Here is an 18829-nt window from a genome sequence, read left to right on the forward strand (position 1 = left end):
AATCTATTAATTTAATTGGATCTTCTCCATGTGTTTCCACATTTTGCACATCTAATGAAATAGGTTGGAGCTTCATCGGCAGATCTTGTTTGGACTGTCCACCAGTATCCCTTGGTTCCACCACACTTATAGCAGGTAATCTCTTTAGTGGGAAGGGCAACATTGTTGTTGTCGGTTACAATGACTCCCATTTCTTTCTTTCGCTCACCTTCAAACTGATACTCTTCCTTGATGGCCTCATCGGATATCTCTTCCACATATCCGCAATCACATTCCAATTTATTGTTTTTTGGTATCAGTATCTTACCGCAATCAGGACAGAATCTCATTTTTTCACTCCAAGATTTTTATCATGATATTTTTGAATAATTTATCATTATTTATAATGGTATTTATAAAATCCATCATAAAAAATCCAATATTTTTCCATGATATTTAATGAAATTTCCAAAAAAATTTTTCTTCAATATTGTACTACTTTCTTTATCATTTTCTTATAATATAAATTTTTATATTATTATTAACTTTATCATAACTTTATCAATGACTTTTTCAATAATTTTATCAATAATTTCAAATTTCAATCAGCTATTTTTCATCACCAGTAATATTTTTGGGAAAATTTTGGAAAATTCATAATAATTTGTAATAATTTATCATGATAAATCAACATATTTATATACAATGTTTATTAAAAGTTATAGTATATACAATGTTTACTAAATTATCGTATATAAAGAATGGAGGAAATATCAATGATTGAAATTCGCTTCCACGGACGTGGAGGACAAGGTGCTGTAACTGCAGCAGAGATTTTAGCTAAGGCAGCATTTAAAGATGGTAAATACTCTCAAGCGTTCCCATTCTTCGGTGTAGAAAGAAGAGGGGCTCCGGTTATGGCATTTACCAGAATCGATAGCGAACCTATCAATTTAAGATATCAGGTTTACAATCCTGATCATGTGATAGTTCTTGACGATGGTCTTTTAAGTGTTGTCGATGTTTATTCTGGATTGAAGGAAGATGGTGAAGTTATTATAAATACTCATGAAAAGGTCGAATCAGCAAGTCACAAGGTATTTGATGTAGATGCAACAGGCATTGCACTTGAAATTTTAGGTGTAAACATTGTAAACACCATTATTTTAGGATACTTTGCTAAGAAGACCGGTGAAGTAAGTATCGAATCACTTATTGAAGTAATTAAGGAAACTTTCCCAGGTCCAATTGGAGAGAAAAACGCAGTAGCAGCTCAAAAAGCTTACGATATGGCTTAGGTGGCTGTATTTAAAATTATTAATTTATGAAAGGTGATTAAATGGTTTCTATTGGATGTGCAATTAGTGAACCTGGAAGTACACGTAAAAACAAAACAGGGAGTTGGAGAACTTTTAAACCAATCCTTGATAAAGAAGCTTGTGTAGATTGTGATAACTGTATCATGTTCTGTCCAGAAGGATGCGTAAACAAAGACCATGATATAGATTATGATTATTGTAAAGGTTGCGGTATTTGTAAAGTAGAATGCCCAGTTCAAGCTATTAAAATGGAAATAGAATAGCTAAGCTATTAAAGAGAAAAAATAAGAGTGGAGAAAATTTTATGGCAAAAGAAATTATGACAACAAATAGAGCAGTTGCAGAAGCTGTAAAGTTAGCAAAACCACAAGTTGTTCCTGTTTACCCTATTACTCCTCAAACTACCATATCTGAATACCTCGCACAATTCGTTGCAGATGGTGATTTGGATGCGGAGTATATTAGAGTAGAATCTGAACACAGTGCAATTAGTGCTACTTTAGGAGCTTCCGAAGCAGGAGTAAGAGTATTTACTGCTACTTCATCTCAAGGTTTAATGTTAATGCATGAGATATTATTCGCAGCTGCAGGTATGAGAGCTCCAATAGTAATGGCAGATGCAAACAGGGCAATTTCTGCTCCATTAAACATTTGGAACGATCAACAAGATTCCATCGCACAAAGAGATGCAGGATGGATTCAACTTTATGTGGAAAATGCTCAAGAAGGATTCGACACTATTCTTCAAGCATATAGAATTGCAGAGCATGAAGAAGTTATGTTACCTGTAATGGTATGTTTAGACGGATTTATTTTAACTCACACAGTTGAACCTGTAGACTTATTGGAACAAGCTGAAGTTGATACCTTCCTTGAACCATATGTACCTAAATTCGCTTACCTTGACCCTGAAAGACCAATGTCCTTAGGTAACTTTGCAGACCCTGAATATTATACAGAAGCAAGACATGACATGCAAGTTGCTATGGACAAGTCAATGGAAGTAATCAAGGAAGTAGGTGCAGAATTCGGTGAAAAGTTCGGAAGAGAATATGGATTGACTGAAAGCTACTTATGTGAAGATGCAGAAATCATCTTAGTCTGTATGGGTTCAATGGCAAGTACAGTAAGATATGTGGTTGACCAGTTAAGAGAAAAAGGCGAAAAAGTAGGTCTATTGAAAATCAGATCATACAGACCATTCCCATTCGAGGAAATTGATGAAATTACCAAAAATGCAGATAAATTGGCTGTACTTGATAAAAACTTCTCATTTGGTATTGGCGGAGCGCTTTTCGCAGACATAAAAACCAAATGTCACAAGGAAACCTACGGTTTCATTTTAGGATTAGGTGGAAGAGACGTAGTTCCTGAATACATTGAAGAAGCTGTAGAATTAACTAAAAATCCAGTAAAAGAAGTTACTTGGTTAGGCTTAAAGGAGGATGAATAATATGGAATTTCCTGAAGAAGAATTATTGGCACCAGGTCACAGAGGCTGTGCTGGTTGTGGGGCAGCTATTGCTGTAAGGCTTGCTCTTAAGGCATTAGGCAGAAACACTGTGGTTGCCTGTGCAACTGGTTGTTTGGATGTTATGACATCCCCTTATCCTGAAACAGCATGGGAAGTCCCATGGATTCACGTTGCTTTTGAAAACGCAGGTGCAGTGGCTTCTGGTGTAGAAAGAGCATTGAAAGCTCAAGGTAAAGAAGATGTTAACATTGTTGCTTTCGGTGGTGACGGTGGTACTGCTGATATCGGTATCCAATCATTATCCGGTGCAATGGAAAGAGGTCATGACATAACCTATATCTGTTACGATAACGAAGCTTACATGAACACTGGTATTCAAAGAAGTGGAGCTACCCCTTACGGTGCATCAACAACTACTTCACCAGCAGGTAATTTAAGCTTTGGTGAAGACAAGCCTAAGAAAAACATGGCTTTCATTATGGCAGCTCATGGAATTCCATATGTTGCTACAGCATCAATTTCATATCCTGAAGACTTTATGAAAAAGGTTAAAAAAGCAGCTGAAACCAAAGGTCCTGCTTACATTCACTTACAACAACCATGTACTACCGGTTGGGGATTCAAACCTGAACAGACCATTCAATTAGGTAGGCTTGCTGTTGAAACAGGTGCATGGGGATTATTTGAAATTGAAAACGGTGAATTCAGAGTAACTTACAGACCTCAAGAAAGAAAACCTGTAGTGGAATACTTATCTGCTCAAAAAAGATTCAGACATCTTAAAGAAGAACAAATTAATGAAATCCAAGAATTCGTTGACAATCAATGTGAAGAATTAGGTATCTAAGGAGGGTCTCTATTGGAGAAATTAATAGTAGATAATGAATTATGTGATGGATGCCAGGATTGCGAAAAAGCATGTGAAGGAGTCCATGGAGTTCCTAGAATCACTATTCATGAATTAGACGGTTCCTATTTCCCCATTCGTTGTCAGCAATGTGAGGATGCTCCATGTGAGATAATTTGTCCTACTGGTGCAATGAGCAATTTAGGAGTGGATGTAACTAAATGTATTGCTTGTGGTTTCTGTGCAATGGCTTGTCCGTTTGGTGCAATCAGCATTCAATACAGCAATGCTCACAAATGTAATCATTGTGCAGACAGAGAAGAAGGTCCTGCATGTGTTAAAGCTTGTTCCAAAAGAGCAATTGCAGTTCATGACATTGCAAATGTCATCAAAAGGAAACAAAGAGAACACATTGAAAAAATCTATGGCTTGGATAAACCTGCTAAGAAGAAAGGTCTTCTCAGTGTCATTACAACTGATACAAGAGCTAGAAAACCATTAGATGGAGAATAGAGGTGTTGAAATGGATGAATTAAAAGTTAACCCAGAACTTTGTGTAGATTGTGGACTTTGTGAACGTAATTGTCCTAACAATGCAATTCGTGTTCATGATGGTGTCCCTTTATTCTGTATGCATTGCAGTCCTGAAAAAGCACCTTGTCTTGCTGTATGTCCAAAAGGAGCTATTGTAGCTTTAGGTGGAGCAATCACTATCAAGCAAGATAAATGTATTGGTTGTGGATTATGTCACAGTGTATGTCCCATTGGAGCCATCACCATTAATGAGATAGGTCAGGCTACCAAATGTGATCTCTGTGAAGGCTATGACACTCAACAATGTGTTGAAGCTTGTCCAACTCATGCACTCACAAATGATACAGAAAAGATAATTCATGATAAACAGGATAAAATATCCGAAGGATTTAAGAAAATTCAAACTTTACTCAAATAATTTTTAAAGATTAATTTCTTTAAAAATTCTCTTTTTTTATTTTATTTTAAAATATTTTTTACTATTTTTACTATTTTCAAATTTTTTCTATTTTTACAATTTTTATAATTTTCATTATCTCTCTTTCTATAATTTTTAATAAATTATTTAAATAAATAAATTAAATATTTTATTATATTATTTAAAAAATTTTAATATATAATTTAAAATTTAATTATTTTTCTTTAACTCAATTTATGTGATTTTATGATAACAGAAAAACAAATTGAAGATACCATTTATCAATTATACAAAGAGGCTGCTATCGTTCTTGGAGACGATGTCAAATGTGCACTTGAAGATGCTCTTAAACGTGAGGATAGTGACTTAGGTAAGCTAAATATTGAAGCTATCTTAAAGAATATTGAACTTGCAGAAGAAAAGTCAATTCCAATGTGCCAAGATACAGGTCTCCCTATAATTTTTGTCAAGCTTGGTAAAGTTCATGTTGAAAATCTTTATGAAGGAATCAAGAAAGGAGTTGCAAAAGCGACTTCAGAAGTTCCACTTAGACCAAATGTGGTTGATCCAATTACAAGAAAGAACTCAGGCAATGTGGGAGACAAAGTGCCTATTGTAGACATTGAATTAATTGATGAAGATTATGTTGAATTCACTATCATGCCAAAAGGATTTGGATCTGAAAACAACAATGCACTTAAGATGGCACTTCCTGCTGAAGGAATCGAAGGAGTCAAGGACTTTGTTGTTGAAACTGCACTTAAGGCAGGTGGAAAGCCATGCCCTCCTATTGTTGTAGGTGTTGGAATCGGTGGAAGTTCTGACATGGCATTGAAATTAGGTAAAAAAGCACTTCTTGGAAAGGTTGGAGAGCGTAATCCTGACCCAACAATTGCTGAAATGGAACTTGAATGTCTTGAAAGAATCAATAAGGATGGAAAAGGACCAATGGGTCTTGGAGGAAGAACAACTGCACTTGATGTAAAGATCTTGAAGATGGACACTCACACTGCAGGGCTTCCAGTTGGTGTAGTAATCCAATGTTGGGCAGATAGGCATGCAACAGCTCGTTTAGAGGATAATTGAATTTTATAGAAAAATTTGTTTATATTTATTTTTGAATAATTCTTAAAAATGGGGAATTTTATGATACTTATTATAACTGGGCACTTGGCTTATCCATTGGTAAGTCAAATGGCTGAAAAATCAAAAAAAGAAACAGTGGTGCATATAGCAGAGACACAAGTTGCTGCTTTCTTGACTCCCACTCAAATAATCAAAGAAATCCATGAGCATTTTGAAGATAGATTAGATGATATTGATTTGATACTAGTTCCAGGTTTAATAAGAAAAGATACATTCCTCATTGCAGAGGAATTTGGAATTCCTTGTTACAAGGCATCTACCGATGCTGCAGACCTTGCTATGGTATTGGATTTAGTGGACGATTTAGAGCTATCACAATCCACTCCTGCAGACAAACTCATTATAGAAGAAAAGAAGAAGCAAGCATTGAAATTCATTGAAGACTTTGAAAATGACATTGAAAAAAGAGATGAATTGCTCAAGAAGGAAAACAACATTCTTGTTAGGAACCTTCCTGTTGGTGAGGATTTCCCAATGAGAGTCTTGTCTGAGATTGCAAGTGCTCCTATATTATCAAAGGAAGACTTGATTAAAAAGGCAGAATTCTTTGTTGCTTCTGGCTCTGACATGATAGACATTGGTATGATTGCAGGTGAAGACAGGTCTGATGAGATACCTGATTTGATTGATACATTAAGACCAATCGTAGGTGATAGGCCATTAAGTATTGACACATTGAATCCAAAGGAGATTGAAGCAGCTGTAAACCATGGTATTGATATGGTTTTAAGTTTAGACAATGGTAATTATGAGGAAGTCTTACCTTTATTAAAGGAAAAGAATGTTCCTGCAGTTTTATTGCCAACTAATTTCAGTGAAGGTTATGTGCCTCACACCCCTGAAGATAGGGTGGCATCTATGCAAAAGCTTGTTGAAGCTTGTGATGGTCTTGAAGTTGTTTGTGACTTGATTTTAGACCCTGTTAACAGTGCAAGCATTGTAGATTCAATCATTGCATTCCATGATTATCATGAAGTTGACAAGAAGCCAATGTTCTTTGGTATAGGAAATGTAATTGAGCTTATGGATACCGATTCTGTAGGTGCAAATGCAGTTCTTGCAGGAATTGCAATGGAACTTGGTGCAAGCATACTTTTCACTCCAGAGGAAAGTGGAAAGACTCATGGAAGTGTAAGGGAATTGGCAATTGCATCTAAAATGATGTTCTTGGCTAAAAACAGACAATCCATTCCTAAGGATTTAGGTGTTGACCTTCTTGTGTTCAAGGACAAGAAGAAAAGGTTTGACTTAAAGCAGGATGATAATGTTCCTATAGTAAAACAGGATGCGCCTATCAAGTTTATAAGGGATAAGGCAGGAAGCTTTAAAATAAGAGTTGAACATGCAATAAGCGTTAAGGATTCATATATAGTTGCAACCCACTTTAAGAAAACAAAGCCAACTATAAGTTTTGAAGGAAAAAGAGCCAGTGAAATCTATGAAGAGATCATTGAAAAAGGTCTTGTAACCAGATTGGATCATGCAGCCTATCTTGGTAAGGAATTGGAAAAGGCAGAGATTGCAATGCTTACTGGAAAAGAGTATGTTCAAGACTTTGACTTATTTAAGGATCCTGAAGAGTTCATCAAACAAAATTAGTTTTTCTTAAATTAATTGGTTTTGTCATTTTTTCATGAAATTTATTAACAATTTCATGTAAAAAATTTTTCACTGATTCTTTATAGTTATTTTTCAATTTAAGGGCATTTTAGAGGTATTTTTTAAAAAAAATATAAATATCATTTCATATAAATATTTAAATTGGTGATTTAATGAATAATACAAAATTATTAGGAATTTTATTAATTTTATTAGGTATTATATTTATAGCATATCCATTGGTAAGTGCAGGTGTAGTTTCTATATTTGCAGGCTTAAGTTTAATATCCCTTGGTATAGTATTGATCTTTAATGCATTTTCATTATGGAGTGTTGATACTGGTAGGTCAGTACTTGAAGTATTGTTAGGATTTTTATTGATACTATTAGGATTCTTGTTCTTTGTTGATTTAGCTCCATTAGCTTTCCTTACAGCATACAACTTCTATTTAATTGCAATCATATTGATAATTGTAGGTATTTTAGGTATTGTTTATGGTGAAGGCTTATCCAAATGGGGATCTGTATTGACATTGATTCTAGGTATAATTGCATTCTTATTAGGTGTTTTTGCAATAACCGACCCATTACTTATCGTAGTTTTAATAGGTGTTGTTTTAATCGTTAGAGGAGTACTCCTCTTTACTGTAGGCGGCGCTTTTGATAAGATTGATAGTTACGAAGGCAATTAATTTAAATTTGAGGAATTTTTTCCTCTATAACTTTTTTTTTTTTTTTTTTTAAACGTTTTTTTATTTTCTACTTTTATTCTTATTTTCATTTCTTTTAGAGAAATTTGCTTATTTTATAGAAACTTATTTTTTTTAGGAGTATTTTAGAGGGATTTTCATAATCTTGATTACATAAACCATCATGATGAATGCAATAAGCAGGAATAATGCTCCAGCGATAAAGATAGACATTATTCCGAATCCATCAACTAAAAATCCACCTATAGCTATTCCTAAAGCGATTCCTCCATTTAAGATGCTTAAGAATATTCCATTTGCAAGTTCAGGACTATCTGGAATTACGGACGCTTCAATGTATTGAATCAGATTGTATCCCATTCCATCAAGCACACCAAATATTAAAATCAATACAATGACTGGAATCAAGTAGTTTGCAAAGAGATAAAGAAGCACAAAGACTCCGCCACACACCAATTGGAAAATGATAAGTGTTGCCTTGTCCCTTTTTGCTATTAACTTTCCACCAAGCCAAGTTCCGAATATTGAAAACAATCCATAGATAAACAGGAATAAGCTTAACTTATAGGTATAGATATGGCTCACTACCTGTAAGAATAATGGTTGGTAATTGTAAACAATGCTTGCACCTATAGGCATCATTATTATTCCAACTGTTGCAAGAATGAATTCCTTAGATTTTAAGCTTGAGAATGGCATTTCATAGCTTTTTGCCTTACCATCAATTCTTGGAAAGAATATGATAATTAGAATTAAAGTCAAGAGATTTATTGCAAAGATCCAAGTCATAGCAACCTGATAACCAAATATTGTACCAAATCCTGTTGTTATAGGCAATCCTATAATGCTTCCAACTGATATTCCAAGAAGTATCCTTGTAATGTAATCCTGCTCCTCGCCTTTTGGAGCAATCTCTTCACAAACGGTAAGAGCTATTGAAATGAATGCCGGATAGAATACAGCAGACAATATTCTAAAAAAAGATGCTATGTAAATGCTTTTTGTGAATATGATCACGATATTTGATATTGCAAATACTGTTAAAATGCTTATGAATGTTCTTTTTCTCTCAAATCTTGAAAATAAAACAGGTATGAACAATCCACATATAGCTATTGTAAATGTAAATGAACTTACATAAAGTCCTGAAATTGCTATTGATGTATTGAAATACTCTGCTATTTGTGATATGATTCCAACAATGCTTAATGGAGTGTTTATTCCAAGTGTTGAAATCATTAGAATGTATAGGAGTATTTTAGGATTGGTTTTCATATTTTATTTTCCTTTTTTTAAAATCAGATTAAATATGATATTATTTATAACACATGTTATATATAGTTAATATTTTTAAGTTTATATGTACATGGTGCAAATGCAAACTCCTCCAAATAGAAGGATTAAAACAAAGAACCATGCAGCTATCTTTCTTATTTTCATTTTATCACAGAATGAATTTTATTTAAATAAGTTCATTGGTAAATTAGTTTATTAGTTTTAATTATATAAAACAATAAATTATTTATATATATTAAACAAATATTTATTTACTATGTATTATAGTATATGATATTCAATATAAAAAATTATTTTTTGAGAAATTTTTTATATTCATATTAATTTTTTAATTAACTAAAAAAGGTTTTTAAATGACAGATGAAGAATTAACCATAGAAGAAATAGGAAAAAAGTTAGAAAGTACTGGTTATATCTCTAACAATGAAATCAGCACTTCAGTATTCTTATCCTTATCTTTAAACAAGCCGATCTTGATTGAAGGTCCTCCTGGAGTAGGTAAGACAGAGCTCGCAAAGGCTGTTTCCGAATGTTTAGGAAGGGAATTCTTCAGGATTCAATGTTATGAAGGAATTACCTTTGAACAGATTGTAGGAGAATGGAACTATCAAAAGCAATTGCTCCATTTGGAAGCATTCAAAGGTAGCCAAAAAGGTGAAGAATCAATATTTGAAGATGATTTCTTTATCAGAAGACCACTTTTAACCTCCTTTATGAATGACAAGCCATCACTTCTTCTCATTGACGAAATCGATAAGGCAGATGAAGAAGTGGAAAGTTTCTTACTTCAAGCTTTAGGTGAAAAGCAGATTACCGTAAACGATTTAGGCACTTTTGACCTTCAAAACGATTTGATGGTAATGCTCACTTCAAACGCACAAAGAAACTTGCTTGAAGAGACAAAGGACAGATGTCTGTTCTTATACATTTCATATCCTTCAGTTGAACGTGAAATGGCTATTGTCAAAGCTAGAGTGCCAACTGCAGACAATGGCTTAGTTAAAAAGGTTGTTAATATGGTTCATAGAATCAGAACATTCAACTTAAATAAGAAACCATCTGTAAGAGCTTCAATTGATTGGGTAAGTTCTGTAATGCACTTGGATAAGGATTATAAGGATGTTGATGCTGCACTTGAGAACAGTGTTGGTGTAGCTATTAAGACTGAGCCAGACAAAGCTAAAGTAATCAAAGAGATCTTTAGAAACGAATATATGAATGAATAGTTTTATTTTTCATGCACTCGATTAAAGCAAATTTAAGGTTTTAATATGGAAGAGAAAATCGTAAGATTATCAAATGATTTGAGAAAAAAGGGAATGCCTGTAAGTATTAGGTCTACCCAGTCTGCAATAGATGCATATGCTCTATTGGGTGAGGATGATGTAGGCCTCTTAAAGGATGCATTCAGGTCCATTTATGTCAAAAGCAAGTATGACATCCCTAAATTCAATGAGTCTTTCGATGGATTCTTCGCTAAAAAAGCTACAAGGAATTTAACTGATGAACTCAATAGGTCCTATAGGCCAAATACCATGAAAGGAAAGCTTTCACAGCATGAATGGAAAATTACCAAGCAAAAGGGAACTGGTGGAAAGCAAATCCAAATGGGTGCAGAACAGGCTATGGAATACTTTGCAGGAAGACCTATACTTGAAGACAGGGACAAGGACCTTGCAAGAGATAATGATATTCTAAACAGTGATTTGTCAAAGCTTAACAAATACGATGAAAGAGTATTTGAATTATGTGTAGAACTTGGAAGAAAAATCGCTAACAAGCAGTCAAGAAGGAAGAGATTGGCTCGCTCCAACAAGATTGACATGAGAAGGACAATGAGGCAAAACATGAAATATGGTGGTGTGCCGATTGATCTTGTTCATGTTAAGAAGAAACCTCATAGAAAACAGCATTTGTTCCTCAATGATGTGAGTGGTTCATGTGAATGGATCAGCAGTTGGTTTTTCATGCTTATGTTTGCATGTCAAAAGACATTCAAGGACTCAAGAATGTTTGAGTTTGACAATAAAACTATAGAAACAACTGAATTTTTAAAAGAAAAGTATATGGTTAATGCTTTTGCGGAAATCAGATTGCTCCGTATGAGAAATATGATGGTTAGAGGAACATCCAATATGTTCACTGCATTCGAATCGTTCATGAAACAGGCAGATATTAGCAATAAGTCTTATATTATCTTATTGTCGGATTGCAGGGATTGGGCAGGGCCTAAGGTAAATGGAATACCTGCAAGTGTAGAGCTTATTTCCCAAATGTCAAGCATGGCTAAAAAGGTAGTTATATTAAACCCTGAAGATAAGAAGAAATGGGATGTAGTTGACAGTTGCGTATCATTGTATAAGGGAGCAGGGGCTCAAGTTTACGAAGTCAGCACATTGAATCAATTGGCAGAATTTGTTGCTGATATGTAATTTAAAAACCGATTAGTTAGTTAAAATTTATATTTTAGAAATTATATAATTAAAAAGAATTAAAACATTTTATTATTTTATTATTTTAAAAAAGGATGACTTTAATATGGAATCTTGTACTAAATGTGGAAATCCGAATGTGATTATAAAGAGAAAAGCTTCTGGACAGGCCTTATGTAAGGATTGTTTTATTGAAAGCATTGAAAAGAAGGTCAAGCAAACAATCAAGAAGGAAAACTTTATCGAAAAGGGAGATAAGGTTTTAGTCGCATTGTCCGGAGGAAAGGATAGTGTAGTGACTCTTGAAATTCTCAATTCATATGTCAAAAGGCATATTATAGAATTATGTGCTGTAACCATTGATGAAGGAATTGCAGGTTACAGGGAGGAAGGAGTAGAGATTGCAAAGGCACATGCTGAAAGACTTGGCATTCCACATAAGGTTGTTTCATTTAAGGAAAGTTTCGGGATTGACTTGGATGAGATAATGAAAAATGAAAACCATAGAGGGTCCTGCACCTATTGCGGCGTATTCAGGAGATGGATTATCAATAGGGCTGCAAGAGAATTTGGAGCAACCAAGATTGCTACAGGTCACAACTTGGATGATGAAACTCAAGCTATTCTGATGAATTATCTTGAAGGAAATACAGAAAACTTGGCAAAGATAGGTCCTAAGACAGAATCCAACAGTGAATTGTTCACTGTTAAAATCAAGCCACTTAGAGAAATTCCTGAAAAGGAAATTGGTCTTTATGCACTTGCAAAAGGTTTGGACATTCATCTTGCAGGTTGTCCATATGCTCAGGAATCATTCAGAATGGAAATTTCCAATATCTTAAATGAATTGGTTAAGGAACATCCAACAATAAAGTATTCCACCCTTAGAGGATTTGATAAGATTAGGCCTGCAATCAGAAGAGAGTTAGAGCATGATTATGAATTTGACAGATGCGAACGCTGTGGAGAGCCATCTTCAAATAGATTATGCAGAGCTTGCACATTTTTAGAGGAATTGGGAAAATAGGTTTTTCCACTTCATTTCTTTAAATTTTTTATAAGCCCATATATTTTTAACAATTGTTATATTTTATATATGATGATTAACAAATTAAAAGTGAAGGGATAAAAAATTTATAAGGTGATTTTATGAGTTTTACATTAAAGATCAAGGATAAAGTTGAAGAGAGAGAAATTGATGGTGATTTAACCATTAAGGATTTATTGGATGATTTGGATTTGTCTTCAGAAACCATGGTAAGCAAAAAGAATGGTGAGATTGTTATAGAAGAGGAAACAATCGAAGATGGTGATGAGATAGAGTTTATCCAAATTATTTATGGGGGATAATTCCTCCTCCTAATCAAAATTAGATCTTTTTTTATATTTTTATCATATTTTTTCATTTTTATCATTAATTTCTTAGTCTATTTTTTTACTTTTTTTCAATAATTTTAATAATTTTAATTTATAAATATATAATTAGAATATTAGAATTATTTATTTTTTATTTTCAGGTGATAATATTAAAGTTTATTACGAATGTGGAGCATGCTTTTTAAGACAAGCAAAAGAAGCTATTGACTTATCTACTGATGATGAGGAATTAAAGTTCAGATTGATTCAGGATGTCTTATCCTATCTTGGAGAAAACTTCTCAAAGGAATTGTCTTCAAATGCTACTGGAACAAGGATTCATCAATACATTAAAAAGGAAACTGGATGTTATGACCCTTATTATAATCAAAAGAAGGAAGGGAATGAAATTGCATTGTCCTTAGTGCCTAAAGTTAGGGAAATTCTAAAGGAAGACAATAGTTTGGAAACCTATGTTAAAGTAGCTATTGTAGGGAATATTCTTGATTTCGGCACATTTGGTTTGGATACAGAATTCGAATCAATGATATCTGAAGGATTAAAGAAGGAATTGGTCATAAACAAGATAGATGAGTTTGAAGAGGCTTTAAAAAAGTATGATAATGTTCTTTATTTAGTTGATAACACTGGTGAAATTGTCTTTGACAAGTTTCTTCTTGAAAAAATAAAGGAATATGATGTTGACATTACTGTGGCAGTCAAGGAAAAGCCTATCCTAAACGATGCCTGCATGAAAGAGGCATTGGAAGCAGGTCTTGATGAAGTGGCAACTTTAATCACTACTGGATCAGATTCTGTAGGTGTTGTGGAATCCATGATTTCAGATGAGTTTAAGGAAATCCTTTTGAACTCTCCATTTGTAATCTCTAAAGGAATGGGAAATTTTGAAGGATTGACAGAAATGAACCTTGAAGGACAAGATATTTTTGTATTGCTTTGCACAAAATGTTCCTCTATCTCTAAGGAATTAGGGCTTGCTGAAGGTTCCCATATTTTAACAACTTTATAATTTTTATTTATTTGGTTATTTAATGTAAGATGGTTTTGTAAGTAGTTTTGGAAATAATTAATAAATGGGGGTTAATTATGAAATTTGGTTTTATAGGGTTTGGTGAAGTGTCTTACACTTTATCAAGAATACTATTATCTTACGGCTTTGATGTTTTAACATCAACTGAAGGAAGATCAAAAAAGACAAAGGAATTAGTTAAATCACTTAATTTAACTGTTTTGGATAGCTTTGAAGAGGTTGCTCATCAATCTGACATTTTAATTTCAGCAAACAGCCCTCAAAGTGCATTGGCAGTTGCATTGAAGTATGGCTCATTGACAGATGGAATATTCCTTGACTTTAATAACATATCCCCAAATACTGCAAAGCAAATTGAAAATTATCTGACCAGTGAGCATTTCATTGACTCTGCTATTATGGGTAGGGTAAGTTCAGAGGAATTGCATCTTTATTTCTCAGGCAGAAAAGCTAAAGGATTTGTAAAAAGCATGAAGGATTTCATTAGCAATAATGAATCTCCTAGTGATATAAAGGTTAATATTAAGGTAGTCAGTGATGAAATAGGGGATGTTTCCAAATTGAAAATCCTTAGGAGCTCATATACAAAAGGGGTTTCAGCACTTCTTGTAGAAACTTTTGAAACTGCAGAAAAATTAGGGCTTAGCGAAGACTTATGGGAAATATTGGCATTGACTGAGAATAGGGATTTTGAGACTTCTGCAAAATCACGTATTTCCTCATCAAATAAAAAAGCTAAGCGAAAATATGAGGAATTGAATGAAGTCTTGGAATTTTTAGATGATGTTGACAAAAAGAGAAAGTCCAAGATTATGGCTTTAGCTACTCGAGAAAAATTTGAAAAGCTAAAAAATAGAAAATGATTGATTTTTTTACTTATTTTTCTATTTCAATCATTTTAATAATCATGGATGGTAATTTTTACTCTCCAATCATTTCTTTTGTTTTTAATAAGTTCTCCACTTACTGGAATGTATCTGGAGTCTAAAATGTATCTTAAATAAGTTACTTCTTTTGAAGGAAGTTTTAAATTTGTTTTTATCTTAATCTTCTTTTCCTTTATTTCGCAGGATATTTGATTATCCTTGTCGACAAAAATCTTTGCTTCAAGTCCTTCGTGAACTTTTTTTGCTTCGAATTTAGTAAGGTTCAAGCCTGATTCAAGAGTCATTAAAGGATTTACTTTCAAGTCTTTTCTTGTTCTGAACTTTTCATTTGCTTCATTTGCAGACACTCCCTTATCCACTTCTTCAGCAACATACCAAGCCCTTTCAATGATCTTATCAACATTCTGCTCTTCTGGGATAACTTCCTTTTCTTCATAATGCCTCATTAGTTTAAGAACTTCATCTTTTGTAACTTCCTCTTCAATGCAGGAAGCAGCAAGACGAGTCATTACAGGGCCATAATCTGCTCTTCTAAAACTTGCCCAAATTGATTCCTCATCATCCTTATAGAATCTTCCCTCAACAATTTTATTGATTACCTTACCGTTCAAATAAGCGATATTTGTCAAGTTTGATCTGGAATAAGTGTTCATCTTATGCTTCAACACTTTCATGTTTCTTTTTCCAGGGATTGTACCATTTTCAATTTCCCTTTCTAAAATTTCAATTGTTGTTTCAGGAAGCAATTTTTTTATATCTTCACTTATAATCAAATCATTTTTTAGGATTTCCTTTCTAATGAATCTTCCAGAAACCTTTTTAGGCTGTGTTAGTTCTGGGATGAGATGAAAATCAATCTTTCTATCAAATCTTTTAGATAGGAATTCATTTATTGCATACCATCTGATTACGTTTCTGTTAGGGAAATCTTGAGGCATTCCAAGGAAACTGCCTTCTTGGATGAATCTTTCAGCGTACTTTTTCACTTCATCTAAGCTTATATCTGCTGCTGTAATGTAGTCTGTCACTCCATCTTCATGCATTTTTGCAAGCCTAATAGGTACACTGTAGGATAAGATCAGTCTATGGTGCAGTCCTTCAACTCCAATTACCTTATCCGCACCTAATGCAAGAGCCATTTCCTTTCTTGCTTCAAATGGTGTGAAAAAAGGGGCATGATTAGCACTGTAGCCCTTATTCATATAAATAGCCACTTCAATGCCCTTCTCATCAGCTATTTCACGAGCTTTTCTAATCAATTGTTCATGTCCTTTGTGGACTGGGTCAAAGTCTGCACTAATTGCTATCATAGTATGTTTCCTAAAGTTATCGTTATTTAAAAATAGAATTTATTGTTTTAAAAATTTTATTTATTCTATACTTATTGTATTATTTTGTTTTTTAAAAAATAGTAGGGTGAATAAATAATAAAAAGTATTATTTATTCTACATTTAATAACCATTATCTAATAAGTTCAATATTCCAGTTACTAATAACCAGATTCCTATTAATGAACCGAGAATGAGTGGATTGTTAATATATGTTCCAAGGATAATGTATATTACACCTAAAACGATTCCTAATATTCCCATCCAAAATCCGTATTTGTTGTCTCTGTTTCCGACAATGATTATTAAACCTATTATGATTAAGAATATTCCTGCTAAGTAAATTGTCAAAGCAGTTAAAAATGCAAATATGCTTGGGTTGAATATTAAACCTAAACTTATTATTAACATTAATATTCCTAAGATTGTATTTATCAATCCTCTGGTTGTGTTGTATTCTACTTCACTAACACCATTTGCTAATAAGAAGATTGCAAGTAATAAAACAGATAATCCAAGGATATCTGATGCTGCAATTACTCCAAGCATTGGGAATGCAATGATAAGAATTCCTAAAATAATTGCAATAATGCTTATTGTAGTTTGTTTATGCAAGTTCTTACCTCCTTATTCATTTTTAAATATTTTTCTTATTTTTATAATCTTAATGCATGATAAGAATTAATATAATAAATATTATGCATAGTTGTTTAATAATTTATTATTTTTATTATTTATAAATATATATTGTCTAATACAATGGCAAATGTTTTATTGGGGTTTTGGATTTGTTCAAATCAGAGAATTTTACCTCTGCAATCCATTCTTTCTTACACTCGCAATCATATTCGATTTGACTTTGGTCAAAGTTGGAATCTATAATTCTGTGTTTCAATTCCTTATTGCATTTCTTACAGTTGTAAGGGCCTCTTCTTGAACCGAATCCTGAGGTGTCCATCAATGCAGGAATATTCACATTTTGCCTTATGGTGTTGATTACTTCAATAGTTGACCAAATCCAAGGAGGATTGTATGATCCCCTTCTCCAAAGCCTTTCAATCAATGTTCCTCTGTGAATTGTTGCTGGGCAACATGAAACCCTATCAACTCCTAAGTTTTCACAGTAGCTTGCAGTTTCAATTGCCTCATCGATAGCTTCCTGTTCAGAGAGCAATATAGGTTTTACAAATATGTACGCTTTAGATTTAATGTCATGCTTGGTTTTGTATTCCTTGATAAGAGTTATTGCCTTTTCAAAGGTCTTATTGTTGAATCCCTTATTGATCTTATTTAATCTGGTTTCTTCATTTGAAGTTTCCAAACCTATGCTGATTTCAAATAACTTATCTCCTATTATATCAAAGATTTCATCTAAAACCTCTTCCTTAACATATTCTGGTCTGGATTCTACAACGATTTCGCTGATTTCTTCCATATTTGCAAGCTTTTTTAGAACATAGTCTCTCGCTTCTTTAGGTACTTCTTCCGGATTTAAGAAACTTCCTGATGCAAAGAGCTTTATAGCTATTTTATCTCCATTTTCATAATCTTCCTTATAATCCCATTTGTTCAACTCCTTTTCGAAGAGTTCAATGATTTTGGAATTTTCAATTGGCTTAAGATAACAGTCTGAGATATAACTGCACATGGTGCATCCTCCACTAGGACCAAGTGCCCATGAACAGCCAGGGGTTGGCAAGATTAAAAATATGGTTTTCCCTTTTCCAGAATATAAAAGATCCTCTTGATACCAGCTTGTCGAAAGACTATCCAGTTCTTTTGGCTTAGCATATTCAATTGATTTATCTCTTATTTCTTTTGTTAATTCTCTAATTTCCATTGTTTAACCTATTTTTGATAAATATAATTTTATTTTAATTAATCAATTTTTTATTCCATTTTCATTAATTAATTTCTTATTATAATATATCATATTTATTATTTATAATTTATTTAAATTACTTATTCATCATAATCCGAATTTTATTTTTTATTTTTAGCATATATTTTTAACATATATTTAGATAATTGTTTGATTGATATTAAATGTTCTATTCTATTAAAATTAAATATTTGTTTTTTAATCTCCATTATTTAATAGATAATTGTTTGTTTTATTAATTTATAACAAATTTAATCTATTTTGAATATTCTATTAAGTTTTATCGATTTTTAAATAACAAATTTTTCTATATATTATTTTTAATATTTTCTTTATATAATTCAATTTTGTATATAAAAAGTTATTAATTTTTTATAATTGTTCATATTTTTATTAAAAAAATAAACAAAGTCTATTTAATATTTAAATCTTTCTATATTTTTTAAATAACAAATACTTTATAAGCTAGATAACATATTAAAGATTGGTGATAAATATGAAATTTGGTATAGAATTCGTACCTCAAATCCCGTTAGATGAACTCGTAAGATTAGTAAAAATAGCAGAAGA

Annotated in this window: 20 protein-coding genes; 15 read left to right on the plus strand and 5 right to left on the minus strand. The window is 32.8% G+C overall.

Going from position 1 to position 18829, the window contains the following annotated elements:
* Positions 1–11: 11 nt before the first annotated feature.
* Entirely contained in the window at positions 12–329 is a 318-nt protein-coding gene (locus ACJMLB_RS06465; RefSeq protein WP_295608541.1) for a transcription factor S, read from the minus strand.
* A 426-nt stretch (positions 330–755) separates the two neighbouring features.
* Here ACJMLB_RS06465 and porC point away from each other — a divergent pair, with 426 nt between their 5' ends.
* The 9 genes from porC (at position 756) to ACJMLB_RS06510 (ending at position 8008) form a co-directional block, all read left to right on the plus strand.
* On the plus strand, positions 756–1277 hold the full coding sequence (porC, locus tag ACJMLB_RS06470) for a pyruvate synthase subunit PorC (RefSeq protein WP_295608543.1): 522 nt from the start codon (positions 756–758) through the stop codon (positions 1275–1277).
* 41 nt (positions 1278–1318) lie between these two features.
* On the plus strand, positions 1319–1561 hold the full coding sequence (porD, locus tag ACJMLB_RS06475; RefSeq protein WP_292789376.1) for a pyruvate synthase subunit PorD: 243 nt from the start codon (positions 1319–1321) through the stop codon (positions 1559–1561).
* A gap of 41 nt (positions 1562–1602) precedes the next feature.
* Entirely contained in the window at positions 1603–2751 is a 1149-nt protein-coding gene (gene porA / locus ACJMLB_RS06480) for a pyruvate synthase subunit PorA (protein ID WP_405324641.1), read from the plus strand.
* Between the two features lies 1 nt (position 2752).
* Positions 2753–3619: a pyruvate synthase subunit PorB gene (gene porB / locus ACJMLB_RS06485; RefSeq protein ID WP_405324643.1), complete on the plus strand. Its 867-nt coding sequence runs from the start codon at positions 2753–2755 to the stop codon at positions 3617–3619.
* Positions 3620–3631: 12 nt separating this feature from the next.
* A complete protein-coding gene (locus ACJMLB_RS06490; protein ID WP_295608550.1) occupies positions 3632–4132 on the plus strand; it encodes a 4Fe-4S dicluster domain-containing protein in 501 nt (166 codons plus the stop codon).
* A gap of 10 nt (positions 4133–4142) precedes the next feature.
* Positions 4143–4571, plus strand: coding sequence for a 4Fe-4S dicluster domain-containing protein (locus ACJMLB_RS06495; RefSeq protein WP_295608552.1), 429 nt, complete (start codon positions 4143–4145; stop codon positions 4569–4571).
* A gap of 246 nt (positions 4572–4817) precedes the next feature.
* The gene (locus tag ACJMLB_RS06500; protein ID WP_405324646.1) at positions 4818–5657 is read left to right on the plus strand and encodes a fumarate hydratase; all 840 of its coding nucleotides are present in this window, start codon (positions 4818–4820) and stop codon (positions 5655–5657) included.
* Between the two features lie 60 nt (positions 5658–5717).
* The gene (locus ACJMLB_RS06505; protein ID WP_405324648.1) at positions 5718–7316 is read left to right on the plus strand and encodes a dihydropteroate synthase-like protein; all 1599 of its coding nucleotides are present in this window, start codon (positions 5718–5720) and stop codon (positions 7314–7316) included.
* 173 nt (positions 7317–7489) lie between these two features.
* Positions 7490–8008, plus strand: a complete 519-nt coding sequence (locus tag ACJMLB_RS06510; RefSeq protein WP_405288270.1) for a DUF308 domain-containing protein — start codon at positions 7490–7492, stop codon at positions 8006–8008.
* A gap of 132 nt (positions 8009–8140) precedes the next feature.
* On the opposite strand, the gene ACJMLB_RS06515 is transcribed toward ACJMLB_RS06510, so the two are convergent.
* Positions 8141–9301, minus strand: coding sequence for an MFS transporter (locus tag ACJMLB_RS06515; RefSeq protein ID WP_405324651.1), 1161 nt, complete (start codon positions 9299–9301; stop codon positions 8141–8143).
* Positions 9302–9675: 374 nt separating this feature from the next.
* Here ACJMLB_RS06515 and ACJMLB_RS06520 point away from each other — a divergent pair, with 374 nt between their 5' ends.
* From ACJMLB_RS06520 to ACJMLB_RS06545, 6 genes are all read left to right on the plus strand, one after another.
* Positions 9676–10548, plus strand: coding sequence for a MoxR family ATPase (locus ACJMLB_RS06520; RefSeq protein ID WP_295608564.1), 873 nt, complete (start codon positions 9676–9678; stop codon positions 10546–10548).
* A gap of 45 nt (positions 10549–10593) precedes the next feature.
* The gene (locus ACJMLB_RS06525; protein WP_405288262.1) at positions 10594–11754 is read left to right on the plus strand and encodes a VWA domain-containing protein; all 1161 of its coding nucleotides are present in this window, start codon (positions 10594–10596) and stop codon (positions 11752–11754) included.
* Between the two features lie 106 nt (positions 11755–11860).
* Positions 11861–12781, plus strand: coding sequence for a TIGR00269 family protein (locus ACJMLB_RS06530; protein WP_405324654.1), 921 nt, complete (start codon positions 11861–11863; stop codon positions 12779–12781).
* Between the two features lie 122 nt (positions 12782–12903).
* Positions 12904–13104, plus strand: coding sequence for a MoaD/ThiS family protein (locus ACJMLB_RS06535; RefSeq protein ID WP_304163415.1), 201 nt, complete (start codon positions 12904–12906; stop codon positions 13102–13104).
* Between the two features lie 175 nt (positions 13105–13279).
* Positions 13280–14140 (plus strand): damage-control phosphatase ARMT1 family protein, encoded by an 861-nt coding sequence (locus ACJMLB_RS06540; RefSeq protein WP_405324664.1) that lies wholly within the window; start codon positions 13280–13282, stop codon positions 14138–14140.
* A gap of 77 nt (positions 14141–14217) precedes the next feature.
* Positions 14218–15024 (plus strand): DUF1932 domain-containing protein, encoded by an 807-nt coding sequence (locus ACJMLB_RS06545; protein ID WP_405324656.1) that lies wholly within the window; start codon positions 14218–14220, stop codon positions 15022–15024.
* 35 nt (positions 15025–15059) lie between these two features.
* On the opposite strand, the gene ACJMLB_RS06550 is transcribed toward ACJMLB_RS06545, so the two are convergent.
* From ACJMLB_RS06550 to ACJMLB_RS06560, 3 genes are all read right to left on the minus strand, one after another.
* On the minus strand, positions 15060–16358 hold the full coding sequence (locus ACJMLB_RS06550) for an adenylyltransferase/cytidyltransferase family protein (RefSeq protein ID WP_405324658.1): 1299 nt from the start codon (positions 16356–16358) through the stop codon (positions 15060–15062).
* 142 nt (positions 16359–16500) lie between these two features.
* Complete coding sequence (locus ACJMLB_RS06555) at positions 16501–16992, minus strand: DUF308 domain-containing protein (protein WP_295608577.1); 492 nt, start codon at positions 16990–16992, stop codon at positions 16501–16503.
* Positions 16993–17128: 136 nt separating this feature from the next.
* A complete protein-coding gene (locus ACJMLB_RS06560) occupies positions 17129–18217 on the minus strand; it encodes an archaeosine biosynthesis radical SAM protein RaSEA (protein ID WP_405324661.1) in 1089 nt (362 codons plus the stop codon).
* Positions 18218–18829: the final 612 nt, after the last annotated feature.

This window comes from Methanobrevibacter sp., assembly GCF_045114555.1.
Taxonomy (GTDB): Archaea; Methanobacteriota; Methanobacteria; order Methanobacteriales; family Methanobacteriaceae; genus Methanobrevibacter.